Source organism: Amycolatopsis camponoti, assembly GCF_902497555.1.
GTDB classification, from domain to species: Bacteria; Actinomycetota; Actinomycetes; order Mycobacteriales; family Pseudonocardiaceae; genus Amycolatopsis; species Amycolatopsis camponoti.
In genome coordinates this window covers 1,134,805-1,149,984 of sequence record NZ_CABVGP010000002.1, presented here as the reverse complement: position 1 = coordinate 1,149,984, position 15,180 = coordinate 1,134,805, and the positions used below count along the sequence as shown (strand labels likewise).

The following is a 15,180-nucleotide window of genomic DNA, read 5'->3' as shown; positions in this document are numbered from 1 at the left end:
TCGACAACCACGTTGTCGAGTCCACGTCTGGAGACGTCTTGTTCCCCGATCACACCCCGGAGTCTGCACCCCCGGCCGCCCGCCCGGCGATGGCGGCCACCGCGAAGAAGTTCGGCCGCGTCCCGTCCGCCGTCGCGCGCCTGGCGACGTCCCCCGAGCTGCTGAACGGTTTCCTGAAGCTCAACGCGATCTTCGAGTCCGCGACACTGCCGGCGCTGGACCGCGAAGTGCTGGTCATGACGGTGGCCGCGCGGAACGGGTGTCACCTGTGCGTGGCGATGCACACGGCATCCCTGCAGGGCCTGTCCGCCCCACCGGAGCTGGTTTCGGCGTTGCGGGCCGAGTCTTCGCTGCCGTCGCCAAGGCTGGAGGCGCTGCGCAGGTTCGTGCTGACGGTGCTGGACACGACCGGCGACGTCCCACCCGCGGAGCTGGCGGCGTTCACCGACGCGGGTTACACGGCCCGCAACGCCCTGGAGGTGGTGCTGGGCATCGGGACGTACACGCTGACGACGTTCGCGAACCGCCTGACGGGCGCACCCCTGGACGAGGCCTTCGCCGGCCACGCCTGGCACGCGGCTTAGGCCGTGGGGCCGCCTCGCCGGGCGGCCCCACGGCTTGGTGCTCAGCCCTTGGTCAGGGTGACGACGCTCGTGTCGTCGACCGAAACGTTGGAGTTGTAGACCGGATCCAGCGCGGTCGCCTGGGTGACGACCTCCGCCTTCCCCTTCTGGAACGGCGTGGTACCCGCCGGGACCGCGGTCGCGGTCCACGGCACCGGGGCGCCCGGCGTGCAGGCGACCTGGGCGGAGTAGTTGCCGCGGATGATGACGTTGTGCTTGACCTGCGTCGCGGTGCCGCTCAGGGTGACCTGCGCCGCGGCGGTGCAGCCGACGGTGCCGTGCAGGTAGGCGTTGCCGTTGAGCGCGCTCGCGGTGCCGTCGGTGGCGACCTTCAGCCCGATCGCCAGCTCCGGCGGCGCCACCGGGTTCGCGATGTGGACCTCACCGCGGGCGGCGGAGGTGCCCCCCTCGCAGTGCTGCTCGTAAGTGGCGTCGAGCGTCTGGACGTACCCGTGCGGCCCGAACACCAGCTTCTGGACGGTGAAGGTGCCGGTCAGGGTGTTGCAGCCCCGGCCGTTCCCGCTCAGGTCCAGCCCCGGCGCGTCGCCTCCCTCGAACGGGTACCGGGTGGCACCGTCGTAGGTACCGGCGGCCAGGCCCGTCCCGGCCGGTGCGGCCAGGTCGAGCGTCCACCAGTCGCCGTTGAAGGCGCTGACGCTCACGGCGACGTGGTTGTGGTCCTCCGTCGCGTTGACGGTGAGGCGGTCCTTCGCGTCCGTCGAATAGGCGTAGCTGCCGCCCCCGCTGATCCAGTCGCCCGGGTCACCGCCGAACGACAGCGTTCCGGTGGCGACCGCCTGCGCCTGCGCCGGACCGGCCCCCACGAGCACGGCGAGCACGGGCACCGCCACGACGGCGGCGGCTCGTTTCAAAAACCCTGAACCCTTCACAGGTTCCCCCTCGGGTGAGTTGGTCACTTGCCGCCCTCCCTGTCGGTGACCGCCGATCACGCGTTACCGCTCGCGGCGCTTTTTTGGTTATGTGCCAGGAAATTCCGGGAGCTCTCATCGGATCCTGACAACGGTCCCGATCAGCGGGACGCCGGTCGCGCGGTTCTCGGGGGACCTCCGCGGCTCCTCGAGATCGGCTCGAGAAAGTTTTCGCGGTCGTGTCCGGTCCGCGCCGGCGGCTCCGACCCCCGGGTGAAGAACCACGGAGAAGGAGTCGAAATGGACAAGCCGGCCGGACGGCGGGAGTGGCTCGGGCTGACGGTGCTGGTGCTGCCCACCCTGCTCGTCGCGATGGACATGACCTCGCTGTTCCTCGCCCTGCCGCAGCTGAGCGCCGACCTCGGGGCGAGCGCCACCGAGCAGCTGTGGATCACCGACAGCTACGGCTTCGTAGTCGCGGGTTTCGTGATCACCATGGGCACCCTCGGCGACCGGATCGGAAGGCGCCGGCTGCTCTTGATCGGGGGTGCCGCCTTCGCGGTGACATCGGTCGTCGCCGCGTTCTCCACCAGTCCGGCGATGCTCATCGTGGCCCGCGGCGCGCTCGGCATCGCCGGGGCGACGCTGATGCCGTCGACGCTCGCCCTGATCACGAACATGTTCCGCGACGAGAAGCAGCGCGGGAAGGCGATCTCGATCTGGGCGACGTGCCAGTTCGCGGGCGGCTCGGCCGGCCCGGTGCTCGCCGGGTTCTTGCTGCAGCACTTCGCCTGGGGCTCGGTCTTCCTGGTCGCCGTGCCGGCCATGGGCCTGCTGCTGATCGCCGGGCCGATCCTGCTGCCGGAGTTCCGCGCCCCCTCGTCCGGCCGGCTCGACTTGGCCGGTGTCGGCCTTTCGCTGGCCGCCGTGCTGCTGATCGTGTTCGGGCTCAAGCAGCTGACCACCGGGGAGTTGCTCGTGCCGCTCGCCGCGACCGCCGCCGGAGCCGCGCTCGGCGCCGTCTTCGCCCGCCGCCAGCTGACGACGTCGTCGCCGTTGCTGGACCTGCGGCTGTTCCGGAACCGGCCGTTCACCGCGGTGCTGGTCGCGCTGGTCTTCGCCGGGGTCGCGATGGCCGGCGTCGGGCTGCTCGTGACGCAGTACCTGCAGAGCGTCCTGGGCTACTCGCCGCTCGTCTCGGCGGTGCTGTTCGCCCCGATGGGTTTGGGCGTCGCGGCGGGCACGATGGCGGCGCCGTCCCTGGCCCGCCGGATGCCCCCGGCGACGGCGATCGCGGGCGGCCTGGTGGTCTCGGCGGTAGGCGCCGCCCTGCTGGCCTGCACCGGCGGTCTGCCGCTGACGATGCTCGGGATCGCGGTGCTGACGCTGGGCACGGGCCCGCTGTTCGCGCTGGGCATCAGCCTGGTGCTGGGCTCGGTCCCGCCGGAGCGCGCGGGGTCGGCGGCGTCGATGGCGGACACGGGCAACTACCTGGGCGGCTCGCTGGGGCTGGCCCTGCTCGGCCTGACGGGGACGGCGGTCTACCACGCGGTGTTCCCGGCGGGGACGACGCTCGCGGCGGACGTCACGCGCGCGGAGGTGGCGGACCAGGCGAAGGAGGCGTTCACCACGGCGGTGAACGTGGCCGGCGTGATCGCAGCGGTGCTGTTCGCGGGGCTGGCGCTGCTGGTGCACGCGATGAGCCGCGTGGAGACGGCCGCCCCGGAGCCGGCCGTCGCGGCCTGACCGCGCGCGGCGTCCCCGGGTTCTCGGGGACGCCGCGTCGTCGGGGGAGTCAGACGAGGACCACCGACGGATCGGAGCTCTGCAGCGCGTCGACGACCGCACGGGCGTTCTTGACGCTCGCGGCCCGCGAGTAGGTGTTCTTGGTGCCGCTCATCGCCCGGTTGAACCCCGAGTGGTAAACGGCGTGCAGCTCCACCAGCCGGGAGTCGGTCTCCTCGTAGACGTAGATCTGCACCGCCCAGCTGCCGATGTTCTTGTCGTGCGACGCGACCGCGCTGAACGCCGGCTGCACCTCCAAGCCCGCGAACGGGTCGTCGCCCGGGTCGATCTTGCCGAAGACCACCCGTCTGCCCCCCCAAGGCGTTCTGGAACAGTCGCGCGACTTCGCCCACGGACAAGGACGACCTCACCCGCATGACATCACTTGGCATCTTTTGCGTCCCGTCCTGGTCGAGCATTCGGTCTGGGTCAAGACACGTGCGATGCCCAAGTCTGTGCGTACCGGAATTCTGGTACACCACTTCGCCGAGAGAGACCGAACCGTGACATCGGCCGGCGGTGCCGAGCCTCCCGGGCCGGCCACGAGCCGACGCGGGCTCCGGCCGGTGAAAACGACGAAGCCCCATTCGATGAGGAATCACCGGATGGGGCGGGGTTCGGTGGGCGCAGCAGGGTTCGAACCTGCGACCGCTCGGGTGTAAACCGAGTGCTCTTCCGCTGAGCTATGCGCCCCTCGGACGGCGGCTCCGCAATGGAAGCCGCCGTCCGGGGAAATCACGCCAGTTCGGCCACGGCCTTCTTCCAGCCCTGCTGGTCGCGCGCCTCGCCGGGCGCGTTGACCTCGGCGAACCTGACCACACCGGTGGTGTCGATCAGGAACGTGCCGCGGACCGCCAGGCCCGCCTGCTCGTTGAACACGCCGTACGCCTTCGCCACCTCGCCGTGGGGCCAGAAGTCGGACAGCAGCGGGAACTGGTAGCCCTCCTTCTCGGCCCAAGCCTTGAGCGAGAACGGCGTGTCGACCGAGACGCCCAGGATCTGGACACCCTTGTTGTCGTAGTCGGCGAACTCGTCGCGGAGCTGGCAGAGCTCGCCGGTGCAGATGCCGCTGAACGCGAACGGGTAGAAGACCACCAGCACCGGCTTGTCGCCCCGGAAGGACGACAGCTGCACCGGCTGCTTGTTGTAGTCGTTGAGCGTGAAGTCAGGGGCCTCAGAACCGACCTCGACGGTCATACCGCGTTTCCTCTCCCGTACGGACACGTGCCTGCGAGGACAACCCTATCGTGTCCGCCGGGCGGGGCCGGTTCAGCGCTGCTTCGACTTCGACTTCGGAGAGACCAGGCGCGTGCCGATCCAGTTCGGTCCCACACTCATGTTGGCGGTCTGGGCGAGCCCGACGACGGGTACCGCTTCCGCGATCTCGCTCGGCTCGACGTGCCCGGGCTGTCCCGTCTTCGGGGTGAGCACCCAGATCACGCCGGTCTCCTCCAGGGGGCCCCTGGCGTCGATGAGCGCGTCACCCAGGTCACCGTCGTCCTGGCGCCACCACAGCAGCACCACGTCGATGACCTCGTCGGCGTCCTCGTCGAGGATGTCCCCGCCGATCTGCTCCTCGATCGCCGCGCGGACGTCGTCGTCGACGTCCTCGTCCCAGCCGATCTCCTGGACCACCATCTCGGGCTTGATGCCGAGCCTCTCGGCGACGCTGCTCTGATCAGCGTCTCCCGCGGCGACCACTGCTTTCACTCCTCCAACTACGACGGAGCGTGGCGTCCGACCCCCTTCGCGAGGGTACGGCTGCGCCACACTCGGCGACCCGGTTGCCGATAGCGAACACTGGTAGGGCTCCGCGCGCAACCGTCCACACCGGATCTGTGACAACTCGTGTCGCAGGATACGGCCCGCGACCGGCCTCGCGCGACGGCGTTTCGGGTACCTCCCGGGACCGGTCTGCCACCCCATCGGGGGGCGTCCCCTAGGGTGGGGAGGAAGAAAACGCGCGCGCGATACACCGCGCGCGGGGAGTGGCTCGACCGGGTCGGCCGATGTTACCGCGCAGTAGCGGTGCGGAAGCCGGGACGGAAGACGACGATGGAGAGTCGTACACCCCCGAGTACGAGCACCACCGGCTGCAACTTTTCGCAAGGAGACCCCTTGGCCCCGCAGAACGACGGCGCCTCCGGCAAGGAGACCCCGGCACGCGTACGCGTAATCCGTGACGGATTGGCTGCGCACCTGCCCGACATCGACCCGGAGGAGACCGCCGAGTGGCTGGACTCCTTCGACGAGGCGCTGGCCAGGGGAGGTCAGCAGCGGGCCCGGTACCTGATGCTGCGCATCCTGGAGCGCGCTCGTGAACGCAACGTCGGCGTACCCGCGCTGACCTCGACGGACTACGTCAACACCATCCCCACCGAGAACGAACCGTGGTTCCCCGGTGACGAGGAGATCGAGCGCCGCTACCGGGCCTACATCCGGTGGAACGCCGCGATCATGGTGCACCGGGCGCAGCGCCCGGGCGTCGGCGTCGGCGGCCACATCTCGACCTACGCCTCGTCCGCCGCGCTCTACGAAGTCGGGTTCAACCACTTCTTCCGCGGCAAGGACCACTCGGGCGGCGGCGACCAGATCTACATCCAGGGCCACGCCTCCCCGGGCATCTACGCCCGCGCGTTCCTTGAGGGCCGGCTGTCCGAGCAGCAGCTCGACGGCTTCCGCCAGGAGTACTCGCACGCCGGCGAGGGCGGCGGCCTGCCGTCGTACCCGCACCCGCGGCTGATGCCGGAGTTCTGGGAGAACCCGACGGTGTCGATGGGCCTCGGCCCGATGAACGCGATCTACCAGGCGCGGTTCAACCGCTACCTGCGCGACCGCGGCATCAAGGACACGGACGACCAGCACGTCTGGGCGTTCCTCGGCGACGGCGAGATGGACGAGGCGGAGTCGCGCGGCCTGATCCACATCGCCGCCGGCGAAGGCCTCGACAACCTGACCTTCGTGATCAACTGCAACCTGCAGCGGCTCGACGGCCCGGTGCGCGGCAACGGCAAGATCATCCAGGAGCTGGAGTCGTACTTCCGCGGCGCCGGCTGGAACGTCATCAAGGTCATCTGGGGCCGCGAGTGGGACTCGCTGCTGCACGCCGACCGCGACGGCGCGCTGGTCAACCTGATGAACGTCACGCCGGACGGCGACTACCAGACGTACAAGGCCAACGACGGCGCCTTCGTCCGGGAGCACTTCTTCGGCCGCGACCCGCGGACGAAGGACCTGGTCAAGGACCTCTCCGACGCCGACATCTGGAACCTCAAGCGCGGCGGCCACGACTACCGCAAGGTGTACGCGGCCTACAAGTCGGCGCTGGAGCACCACGGCCAGCCGACGGTGATCCTGGCCCACACGATCAAGGGCTACGGCCTGGGCCCGGCGTTCGAGGGCCGCAACGCCACGCACCAGATGAAGAAGCTCACCCTCGACGACCTGAAGCTGTTCCGCGACTCGCAGCGGATCCCGATCAGCGACGAGGAGCTCGAGCGCGACCCGAAGCTGCCGCCGTACTACCACCCGGGCGCGAACTCGCCCGAGATCGAGTACCTGATCGGCCGCCGCAAGGCGCTCGGCGGCTTCCTGCCGGAACGCCGCCCGAAGGCCTCGAAGGCGCTCGTGCTGCCCGGCGACAAGGTCTACGAGGGCATCCGGAAGGGCTCCGGCAAGCAGGAGGTCGCCACGACGATGGCGTTCGTCCGGCTGGTCCGCGAGCTGGCGAAGGACTCCGAGATCGGCAAGCGCGTCGTCCCGATCATCCCGGACGAGGCCCGCACCTTCGGCCTCGACTCGATGTTCCCGACGGCCAAGATCTACAACCCGCACGGCCAGACGTACACGTCGGTCGACGCGAGCCTGATGCTGGCCTACAAGGAGTCCGAGAAGGGCCAGCTGCTCCACGAGGGCATCAACGAGGCGGGCTCGACCGCGTCGTTCACCGCCGTCGGCACGTCGTACGCGACGCACGGCGAGCCGATGATCCCGATCTACATCTTCTACTCGATGTTCGGGTTCCAGCGGACCGGTGACGGCCTGTACGCCGCCGCCGACCAGATGGCCCGCGGGTTCGTCATCGGCGCCACCGCCGGCCGCACCACGCTGACCGGCGAGGGCCTGCAGCACGCCGACGGGCACTCGCTGCTGCTGGCGGCGACGAACCCGGCCGCGGTGGCCTACGACCCGTCGTGGTCGTTCGAGATCGCGCACATCGTCAAGGACGGCCTGCGCCGGATGTACGGCGAGACGGGCCCGGACGGCAACGGCGAGAACGTCTTCTACTACATGACGATCTACAACGAGCCGTACCAGCAGCCCGCCGAGCCGGAGAACCTCGACGTCGACGGCCTGCTGAAGGGTCTGTACAAGTACGCCGGCGCCCCCGAGGGCGACGGCCCGGAGGTGCAGATCCTGGTCTCGGGCGTCACGATGCCGGACGCGCTCAAGGCCCAGAAGATGCTGGCCGAGGAGTGGGGCGTGCGGGCGTCGGTGTGGTCGGCCACGTCGTGGACCGAGCTGCGGCGCGAGGCCGTCGAGATCGACCACGACAACCTGCTCTACCCGGGCAGCGAGCCGCGCGTGCCGTACGTCACCGAGGCGCTCCTGGGCTCGAACGGCCCGGTCGTGGCGGTGTCGGACTGGATGCGCGCGGTGCCGGACCTGATCCGCCCGTACGTGCCGACGGACATGCTGACGCTGGGCACGGACGGGTTCGGGTTCTCCGACACCCGGCCGGCGGCGCGGCGGAAGTTCCTGGTCGACGCCGAGTCGATCACCGTCGGGGCGCTGTCGATCCTGGCCAAGCGCGGCGAGGTCGAGCAGGCGAAGGTCCTCGACGCGGCCACGAAGTACCGGCTCGACGACATCGCGGCCGCGGGGCCGCAGACGTCGGAAGCCGGTAACGCGTGACCTGGTGCTAGAGACACCGTGCTAGAAAGGGACCCGGCAGACATCCGATGTCTGCCGGGTCCCGCCTGCTCAGGGAGTTGATGAGGGTGACGAAGCGCCGACTGCCCAAGCCGGACGAGCTGAAGCAGATCCTGCGGCCGAAGCCGATCGTGCTGAACCCGACCGACCGGCGGCTGGCGAACGCCCACACCATCGCCGACCTGCGGACGATCGCCCGCAAGCGGACCCCGCGGGCGGCGTTCGACTACACCGACGGCGCGGCCGAGCTGGAAGACAGCCTGCTGCGCGCCCGCCAGGCCTACCGGCGGATCGAGTTCCACCCGAACGTGCTGCGCGGAGTGTCCGATGTGGACACCACCCGCGAAATCCTCGGCAAGACGTCGGCGCTGCCGTTCGCCTTCGCCCCCACCGGGTTCACGCGGATGATGCAGCACGAGGGCGAAGCCGCGGTCGGCCGCGTGGCGCAGCGCAACGGCATCCCGGTGGGTCTCTCGACGATGGCGACGACGTCGATCGAGGACCTCGCCGCGGCGGCGCCGGAAGCCCGCAAGTGGTTCCAGCTCTACGTCTGGCGCGACCACGGCGCGGGCGAAGATCTGATGAATCGCGCGTGGGCGGCGGGCTACGACACGCTGATGCTGACCGTGGACACCCCGGTCGGCGGCGCGCGCCTGCGCGACGTCCGCAACGGCCTGACCATCCCGCCGGCGCTGACGCTCAAGACGTTCCTCGACGGCGCGACGCACCCGGCGTGGTGGTTCAACCTGCTCACCACCGAGCCCCTGCAGTTCGCGTCGCTCAACCACTTCGGCGGCACGGTCGCCGAACTGCTGAACAAGCTCTTCGACCCGACGCTGAACTTCGACGACCTCGACTGGGTCCGCCGGACCTGGCCCGGGAAGCTCGTGGTGAAGGGCGTGCAGAACGTCGACGACGCGCGTGACGTCGTCAAGCACGGCGCCGACGCGGTCCTGATCTCGAACCACGGCGGCCGCCAGCTCGACCGCGCCCCGACACCCCTGGAGCTGCTGCCGGCGGTGCTCGACGAGCTCCAGGGCGGCGCCGAGGTCTGGATCGACACGGGCATCCTGTCGGGCGGCGACATCGTGGCGGCCATCGCCCGCGGCGCCGACGCCGTACTGGTCGGCCGCGCGTTCCTGTACGGCCTGATGGCCGGCGGCGAGCGCGGGGTCCAGCGGTGCGTCGACATCCTGCGCACCGAGATGGTCCGCACGATGCAGCTGCTGGGCGTCCGGACGTTGAAGGACCTGACGCCCTCGCACGCCACCCTGCGTTAGAACCCGCGCTAGACCTGCGCCTGGCCGCCGTCGACGAAGAACTCGACGCCGTTGACGAAGCTCGCCTCTTCGGTGGCCAGGAACAGCGCGGCGGCCGCGATTTCCGCGGGATCCCCGAGGCGGCCCAGCGGGACCTCCGCCACGAGGCCGTCGACCAGGCCCTGCTGCGCGTCGCCGGGTACCAGGCCCAGCAGGCCCGGCGTGCGGGTCGGTCCCGGGCTCAGGACGTTGACCCGCGTGCCGGTCCCCTTCAGGTCGAGCGCCCAGCTGCGGGCGAAGTTGCGGACCGCCGCCTTCGTCGCCGAGTAGACGCTGAAGGCCGCGCCGGGCCGCGTCGACGTCGTCGAGCCGGTGAGGATGATCGACGCGTTCGCGTTCAGCAGCGGCAGCGCCTTCTGGACCGCGAAGAGCACTCCCTTGACGTTGGTGCCGAACGTCGCGTCGAACTGCTCCTCGGTGATTTCGCCGAGCGGGGCGAAGCTCCCGCCGCCGGAGTTGGCCACCACGACGTCCAGCCCGCGGCCGCGCTCGGCCACCGCGCGGTAGAGCGCGTCGAGGTCGGCCAGGTTCGACGAATCCGCCCGGACGGCCGTCACCTCGCCGCCGATCTCGGCGACCGCGTCGTCGAGGGCTTCCTTCCGCCGGCCGGTGATGAACACGTGCGCGCCTTCGGCCGCGAAGCGCTTGGCGATGGCGAGCCCGATGCCGGTGCTGCCGCCGGTCACGACCGCGGTCTTGTTTTCCAGGTTCACGCTGCTCCTCCAGTTCTTGACTGTCTCGTCCAGAACGTACGCCGTTCTGGACGAGACAGTCAAGAATGAGTATCCTGAGACCATGGCGAGACCCCGGAGCTTCGACGAGGCAGCGGTCCTGCGCGTGGCCAGGGACCAGTTCTGGGAGACCGGCTACGCGGGCACCAAGGTCGACGACATCGCCGCCGCGACCGGCCTCGGCAAGGGCAGCCTCTACGGCGCCTTCGGCGACAAGCACGCGCTCTTCCTGCGCGTCTTCGACTACTACTGCGGCGAAGCCGGCGAGGGCGCGCGACACCAGCTCGAAGGCCCCGACGACACCGCCTACCGGCGGCTCGGCGACCACGTGCGGGCGATCGCCGAATCGGTCGCCGCCGACCAGGCGCGGCGGGGGTGCCTGATCGCGAAGAGCACGGCCGAATGCGCGGAGCACGACGAGGCAGTCGCGGCCCGCAGCCGGCAGCTGTTCCGCGACCTGCGGAACCACCTGACGGCGTGCGTCGCGGGCGCCCAGCGCGCGGGCGACATCGACGCCGGCGCGGACCCCGCTCACCTCGCCGGCCTCGTACTGGCGGTCCTGCGCGGCCTCGAAGCACTGGGCAAGGGCGGCTTCGAGCCGGACGACGTCCGCGCGATCGCCGAGACAGCACTAGCGGTCCTACCCAAGCCGCACCTCACGTGATCAGCGGGGCATCACCTGTGATCAGCGGGGCATCACGCGTGATCAGGCGGGCATCGCGGGTGATGCCCCTCCGATCACGCGTGATGCCTCCCCAGTCACGCGTGATGCCCCTACCCGCACACACCGGGGCCGTGAAGCGCTGACTCGTTGGGCCAACCGGTCTCAAGTTCTTGACGGACCGACCGGTTTGTGACGAAGATCTCGGGCACTCGCCGAAAGGCCGTTTTCGCATCGTGGAAAACGGAGGTCGCCCGTGTTCGTGCAAGACGTGACTCCCCTCGGTTCGCTGGGCCTGTCGGCGCTCGTCGCCGTGCTGCCGCTCGCCACCGTTCTCGTGCTCCTCGGTGTCGTCCGGATGAAGGCGCACCACGCCGCCCTGATCGGGCTGCTCGTCGCGCTCGTCGTCGGGATCGCCGCCTACGGCATGCCGGTCGTCCAAGCCGTCTCCGGCGCGCTGCAGGGCGCCGCCTTCGGGCTGTGGCCGATCATGTGGATCGTCGTCAACGCGCTGTGGATCTACCGGCTCACGGTGCGGACCGGGCACTTCGACGTCCTGCGCCGCTCGTTCGGCCGGATCTCCGACGACCCGCGCATCCAGGCCCTGATCATCGCGTTCTGCTTCGGCGCGCTCATGGAGGCCCTCGCCGGCTTCGGCGCGCCGGTCGCGATCAGCGCAGTGATGCTGGTCGCCGTCGGCTTCCACCCGGTGAAGGCCGCGGTCGTCGCCCTGGTCGCGAACACCGCGCCGGTCGCGTTCGGCGCGATGGGCACGCCCGTCGTCACCCTCGCCCAGGTCACCGGGCTGCCCCTGCAGGACGTCTCGTCGATCGTCGGCCGCCAGACGCCGCTGCTCGCGCTGGTCGTGCCGCTGCTGCTGGTGATCATCGTCGACGGCAAGCGCGGCCTGAAGGACACCTGGCTGCCCGCGCTGGTCTGCGGCGTCGCGTTCGGGCTCGTGCAGTTCCTCGCCTCGAACTTCGTGTCGCCGCAGCTGGCCGACATCGGCGCCGCGCTCGCCGGCGCCGCCGCGCTGGTCGCGCTGCCGCAGACCCGCCGCCCGGTGCCCGAGGCCGTCCGGATCAGCATGGGCGGGGGCGGGACGGCGACCGAAGAAGCGCCGCCGGAGGACTCGCGCGACGACGTCGTGAAGGCCTACCTGCCCTACGCGCTGATCATCGTGATCTTCTCGCTGGCCGTGCTGCCACCGATCAAGAAGCTGCTGGACAAGGCGACCTGGAAGTTCCACTGGCCCGGGCTGAACGTCATCGGCCCGAACGGGAAACCGGTGTCCGGCAACACCTTCTCGCTGCCGTTCCTCAACACCGGCGGCACGCTCGTGCTGCTGGCCGGCGTCATCACGGCCGCGATCCTGGCCGTCTCCGCGAGCGGGACCGTGCAGGAGTGGCTGGCGACGGTCAAGGAGCTGCGGTTCGCGATCCTCACCGTCACCGGCGTGCTCGCGCTGGCCTACGTGATGAACCTGTCCGGTCAGACGACCACGATCGGCACGTTCATCGCGGCCGCCGGCGCGGGCCTCGCGTTCCTCTCCCCGGTGCTGGGCTGGTTCGGCGTCGCCGTCTCGGGCTCGGACACGTCGGCGAACGCGCTGTTCGGCGCGCTGCAGGTGACGGCGGCGAACAAGACGGGCCTGGCCGCCGACCTGTTGGCCGCGGCCAACAGCTCCGGCGGCGTCCTCGGCAAGATGGTCTCCCCGCAGAACCTCACGATCGCCTGCGTGGCGGCGAATCTGCCGGGCGAAGAGGGCAAGCTGCTGCGGAAGGTGCTCCCGTGGAGCCTGGGGCTGCTGCTGGTGATGTGCCTGATCGTGCTCGGGCAGAGCACGCCGGTGCTCAGCTGGATGCTGCCATGAACTGACGGTCGGCGACACTCTTGGCGGAGCGGTTCCAGCTCCACCAGCCGTGGATGACGAGCCCGGCGAAGACGATGTAGATCGCGGCGGAGAAGTACAGCCCGGACGAGATCTGCAGCGGCACGCCGATCGCGTCGACGACCAGCCAGACCAGCCAGAACTCGACGAGCCCCGCTCCCTGCGCGCCGAAGGCGACGAGCGTCCCGACGAAGATGGCGGCGTCCGGCCAGGGCGCCCAGGACGCGTTCAGCGCGTCGAGGACCAGGGCCATCACGGTCGTGCCCACGACGAAGGCGCCGAGCATGGCCAGCCGCTCGGCGAGCCGGCCCTGCCGCACGACCACGCCGAACACCGGGTCCTGGCGGCGGGTCCAGGCCCACCAGCCGTAGACGGAGATGGCGAGGATGGCGACCTGGCGGGCGGCGAGCCCGCCGAGGTGCGCGGAGGCGTAGACGGCGAAGAGCAGCACGGTCGCGCCGACCTGCACGGGCCACGTCCACAGGGTGCGACGCTGCGCGAGGAACACGACGGCGAGCGCGAACACCTGCCCGGCGAGCTCCGCGATCGAGATCCACTGACCGAGCACCGTGATTCCGTGGTGCAGCAGGAAATCCACCTGACGCCCCTTTCGTCCTACCGCATCAAACATGCTCCGGAGGGGGTGAATTCCCTAGGGACTGTGAGCCGCGGAACATCCCGGTGCGTGGACGTCGTCCCCCACGCGGATCGTGCCGCCGCGGACGACGCGGGCCTGCACGCCGAACGTCAGGCCGTTGGTGTCGGAGATCGTCTTGAGCAGCCCGGGCGCGGCCGGCAGCCCGTCGGCCGGCAGGCCGACCATCACGCAGCGGACGGCCTTGCGGAGGATCTCCAGCTCGACCTCGCCGACGCGGACGCGCTCCCCCACCCAGGCCTCCTCGGCCCGGTCCGGCGCCGGGCCGGTGTCCAGCAGGAGGTTGGCCCGGAACCGCCGCTCGTCCAGCGCGACACCGGGCGTGCGCTCGGCCAGCCAGGCCAGCGACGACGTCGTGACGAGGTGGACGGGCGCTTCGTCGTGGTGCGGGATCTCCGCTTCCTTCGCCAGCTCGGCACCCGCGATGCCGAGCGCGGCGGCGATCTCGCCGCCCGCCGCGTCCCCGCGGAGCACGCGGCCGTCCGGGAAGGTCACCACCGGGACGTCGCCGTCGTAGCGCGCGGCGAACGCGTGCAGGCCGGGCATCCGCCGGAAGCGGTGGGAGTTCTTGCCGCTGCCGAACTTGCCGTCGGCGTCGTGGACCGCGTAGAGGCGGTCGCCGTCGAGGCCGCGCTCACCGACCGTCGCCTCGGTCAGCCGCTCGCCCGCCATCGACTTCACCGGATAGCGCCAGAGCGCCGCCACGACCCCCATCGCCCCAGCGTAACGCGCGGAAGGGCCCGGCGGCTTCCTCGTCCGCCGGGCCCTTCCGCGCCGATCCCGCTCAGCCCTGCGAGCGCGGCATGCCCGCCGGCGGCGTCGGGGTGTTGTCCGCGCCGACCGCCGCGCGCGGCTGCGCGCTCGTGCCCATCTCGCCGGTGCGCTGCGCCGGCGTCTCGGCCATCTGGTGCTCCATGTTCGAGATCCACCCGCGCCAGCGGTCCTGCGCCGGCTTGATCAGGCCGCCGCCGAAGCCGACGACGATCACGCCGCCGATCGTCGCCAGCACCGCGATCAGCACCGGGCCGGTGATGGCGGTCGCGATGTTCACCTGGCCGAGCGCGGCGATGATGCCGAACGCCATGATCAGCCAGTAGGCGCCGGTGGCCAGGTAGCGGCCGGCCGGGCGGCCCGACATCGCCGACGAGACGACGTCACGGACGACCTTCGCGATGGCCGCGGCGACCACGACCAGCACCAGCGCGACGACGATCCGCGGCAGGAACGCGATGATGTCGTTGAGCAGCTGGCTCACCGGGTTGGTCGGCCCGAACACGCCGAACGCCAGCTGCAGCGCGATCAGCAGGATGAAGTAGTAGACCAGTTTCACGAGGATCCCGGCCGCGTCGATCTTCTGCTGGCCGATGCTGCCGGAAAGGCCGGTCTTCTCGATCAGCTTGCCGAAGCCGACCTTTCCGAGCACGAGGCTCAACCCTTTCGCGACGGCCTTCGCGATCAGCCAGCCGATCAGCAGGATGATCAGGAAACCGACGAGTTTCGGGACGAACGTGGCCACCAGGTTCCACGCTTGCCCGAGCCCGTCCTTCAGTTGCTGGCCCATACCGACTCCCTCTAGGTGTTTCGCACCGAATCGTCGCGATTCGGGTGGTGCGCGCTGTTGTGCACCGGATCGTTGATCAGGTACCCAGCCGCGGCAACTCGTGCGCCCCACGATCGAGTGAGACGACTGGCGCGCGAAGATCACCGTTGGCCA

The 15,180-nt window shown here is 70.3% G+C and carries 14 protein-coding genes and 1 tRNA gene; 6 read left to right on the top strand and 9 right to left on the bottom strand.

What is annotated here, in order from left to right:
* The first annotated feature begins 89 nt into the window (after positions 1-89).
* Positions 90-584, top strand: a complete 495-nt coding sequence (locus AA23TX_RS26000) for a carboxymuconolactone decarboxylase family protein (RefSeq protein ID WP_196425698.1) — start codon at positions 90-92, stop codon at positions 582-584.
* Positions 585-625: 41 nt separating this feature from the next.
* Here the strand turns inward: AA23TX_RS26000 and AA23TX_RS25995 are convergent, their stop codons facing one another.
* Complete coding sequence (locus AA23TX_RS25995; RefSeq protein WP_230862707.1) at positions 626-1,495, bottom strand: hypothetical protein; 870 nt, start codon at positions 1,493-1,495, stop codon at positions 626-628.
* A 297-nt stretch (positions 1,496-1,792) separates the two neighbouring features.
* Here AA23TX_RS25995 and AA23TX_RS25990 point away from each other — a divergent pair, with 297 nt between their 5' ends.
* Positions 1,793-3,238 (top strand): MFS transporter, encoded by a 1,446-nt coding sequence (locus AA23TX_RS25990; protein WP_155545452.1) that lies wholly within the window; start codon positions 1,793-1,795, stop codon positions 3,236-3,238.
* Positions 3,239-3,287: 49 nt separating this feature from the next.
* Here AA23TX_RS25990 and AA23TX_RS25985 read toward each other — a convergent pair whose 3' ends face one another.
* The 4 genes from AA23TX_RS25985 to AA23TX_RS25970 all read right to left on the bottom strand — a co-directional run bounded on the left by AA23TX_RS25985 (position 3,288) and on the right by AA23TX_RS25970 (position 4,978).
* Positions 3,288-3,581, bottom strand: a complete 294-nt coding sequence (locus tag AA23TX_RS25985; RefSeq protein WP_155545451.1) for a hypothetical protein — start codon at positions 3,579-3,581, stop codon at positions 3,288-3,290.
* A 317-nt stretch (positions 3,582-3,898) separates the two neighbouring features.
* Positions 3,899-3,970 (bottom strand) — tRNA-Val (locus tag AA23TX_RS25980).
* Positions 3,971-4,012: 42 nt separating this feature from the next.
* On the bottom strand, positions 4,013-4,474 hold the full coding sequence (locus AA23TX_RS25975; RefSeq protein WP_155545450.1) for a peroxiredoxin: 462 nt from the start codon (positions 4,472-4,474) through the stop codon (positions 4,013-4,015).
* Between the two features lie 72 nt (positions 4,475-4,546).
* Complete coding sequence (locus tag AA23TX_RS25970; protein WP_155545449.1) at positions 4,547-4,978, bottom strand: DUF3052 domain-containing protein; 432 nt, start codon at positions 4,976-4,978, stop codon at positions 4,547-4,549.
* A gap of 417 nt (positions 4,979-5,395) precedes the next feature.
* Between AA23TX_RS25970 and aceE the strand changes: the two genes are divergently transcribed.
* Positions 5,396-8,191 carry a pyruvate dehydrogenase (acetyl-transferring), homodimeric type gene (gene aceE, locus AA23TX_RS25965; protein WP_155545448.1) on the top strand — a complete coding sequence of 932 codons (2,796 nt, stop codon included), beginning with the start codon at positions 5,396-5,398 and terminating at the stop codon, positions 8,189-8,191.
* An 86-nt stretch (positions 8,192-8,277) separates the two neighbouring features.
* Positions 8,278-9,489, top strand: coding sequence for an alpha-hydroxy acid oxidase (locus tag AA23TX_RS25960; protein WP_155545447.1), 1,212 nt, complete (start codon positions 8,278-8,280; stop codon positions 9,487-9,489).
* An 8-nt stretch (positions 9,490-9,497) separates the two neighbouring features.
* On the opposite strand, the gene AA23TX_RS25955 is transcribed toward AA23TX_RS25960, so the two are convergent.
* Positions 9,498-10,241, bottom strand: coding sequence for an SDR family NAD(P)-dependent oxidoreductase (locus tag AA23TX_RS25955; RefSeq protein WP_155545446.1), 744 nt, complete (start codon positions 10,239-10,241; stop codon positions 9,498-9,500).
* Positions 10,242-10,323: 82 nt separating this feature from the next.
* On the opposite strand from AA23TX_RS25955, the gene AA23TX_RS25950 reads away from it, so the two are divergent.
* The gene (locus AA23TX_RS25950; protein ID WP_155545445.1) at positions 10,324-10,923 is read left to right on the top strand and encodes a TetR/AcrR family transcriptional regulator; all 600 of its coding nucleotides are present in this window, start codon (positions 10,324-10,326) and stop codon (positions 10,921-10,923) included.
* Between the two features lie 253 nt (positions 10,924-11,176).
* The gene (locus AA23TX_RS25945) at positions 11,177-12,793 is read left to right on the top strand and encodes an L-lactate permease (RefSeq protein ID WP_155545444.1); all 1,617 of its coding nucleotides are present in this window, start codon (positions 11,177-11,179) and stop codon (positions 12,791-12,793) included.
* Here the strand turns inward: AA23TX_RS25945 and AA23TX_RS25940 are convergent.
* From AA23TX_RS25940 to AA23TX_RS25930, 3 genes are all read right to left on the bottom strand, one after another.
* Entirely contained in the window at positions 12,774-13,409 is a 636-nt protein-coding gene (locus AA23TX_RS25940; protein WP_155545443.1) for a nicotinamide mononucleotide transporter family protein, read from the bottom strand. The genes AA23TX_RS25945 and AA23TX_RS25940 overlap by 20 nt on opposite strands.
* A 54-nt stretch (positions 13,410-13,463) precedes the next feature.
* Positions 13,464-14,180, bottom strand: a complete 717-nt coding sequence (locus AA23TX_RS25935; protein ID WP_155545442.1) for an MOSC domain-containing protein — start codon at positions 14,178-14,180, stop codon at positions 13,464-13,466.
* 70 nt (positions 14,181-14,250) lie between these two features.
* A complete protein-coding gene (locus AA23TX_RS25930) occupies positions 14,251-15,027 on the bottom strand; it encodes a mechanosensitive ion channel family protein (protein WP_155545441.1) in 777 nt (258 codons plus the stop codon).
* Between the last annotated feature and the right edge of the window lie 153 nt (positions 15,028-15,180).

Coding starts and splice junctions, on each gene's coding strand:
- AA23TX_RS26000 (WP_196425698.1), top strand. CDS start 90: ATGGCGGCCACCGCGAAGAAGTTCGGCCGCGTCCCGTCCGCCGTCGCG.
- AA23TX_RS25990 (WP_155545452.1), top strand. CDS start 1,793: ATGGACAAGCCGGCCGGACGGCGGGAGTGGCTCGGGCTGACGGTGCTG.
- AA23TX_RS25975 (WP_155545450.1), bottom strand. CDS start 4,474: ATGACCGTCGAGGTCGGTTCTGAGGCCCCTGACTTCACGCTCAACGAC.
- AA23TX_RS25950 (WP_155545445.1), top strand. CDS start 10,324: ATGGCGAGACCCCGGAGCTTCGACGAGGCAGCGGTCCTGCGCGTGGCC.
- AA23TX_RS25935 (WP_155545442.1), bottom strand. CDS start 14,180: ATGGGGGTCGTGGCGGCGCTCTGGCGCTATCCGGTGAAGTCGATGGCG.
- AA23TX_RS25930 (WP_155545441.1), bottom strand. CDS start 15,027: ATGGGCCAGCAACTGAAGGACGGGCTCGGGCAAGCGTGGAACCTGGTG.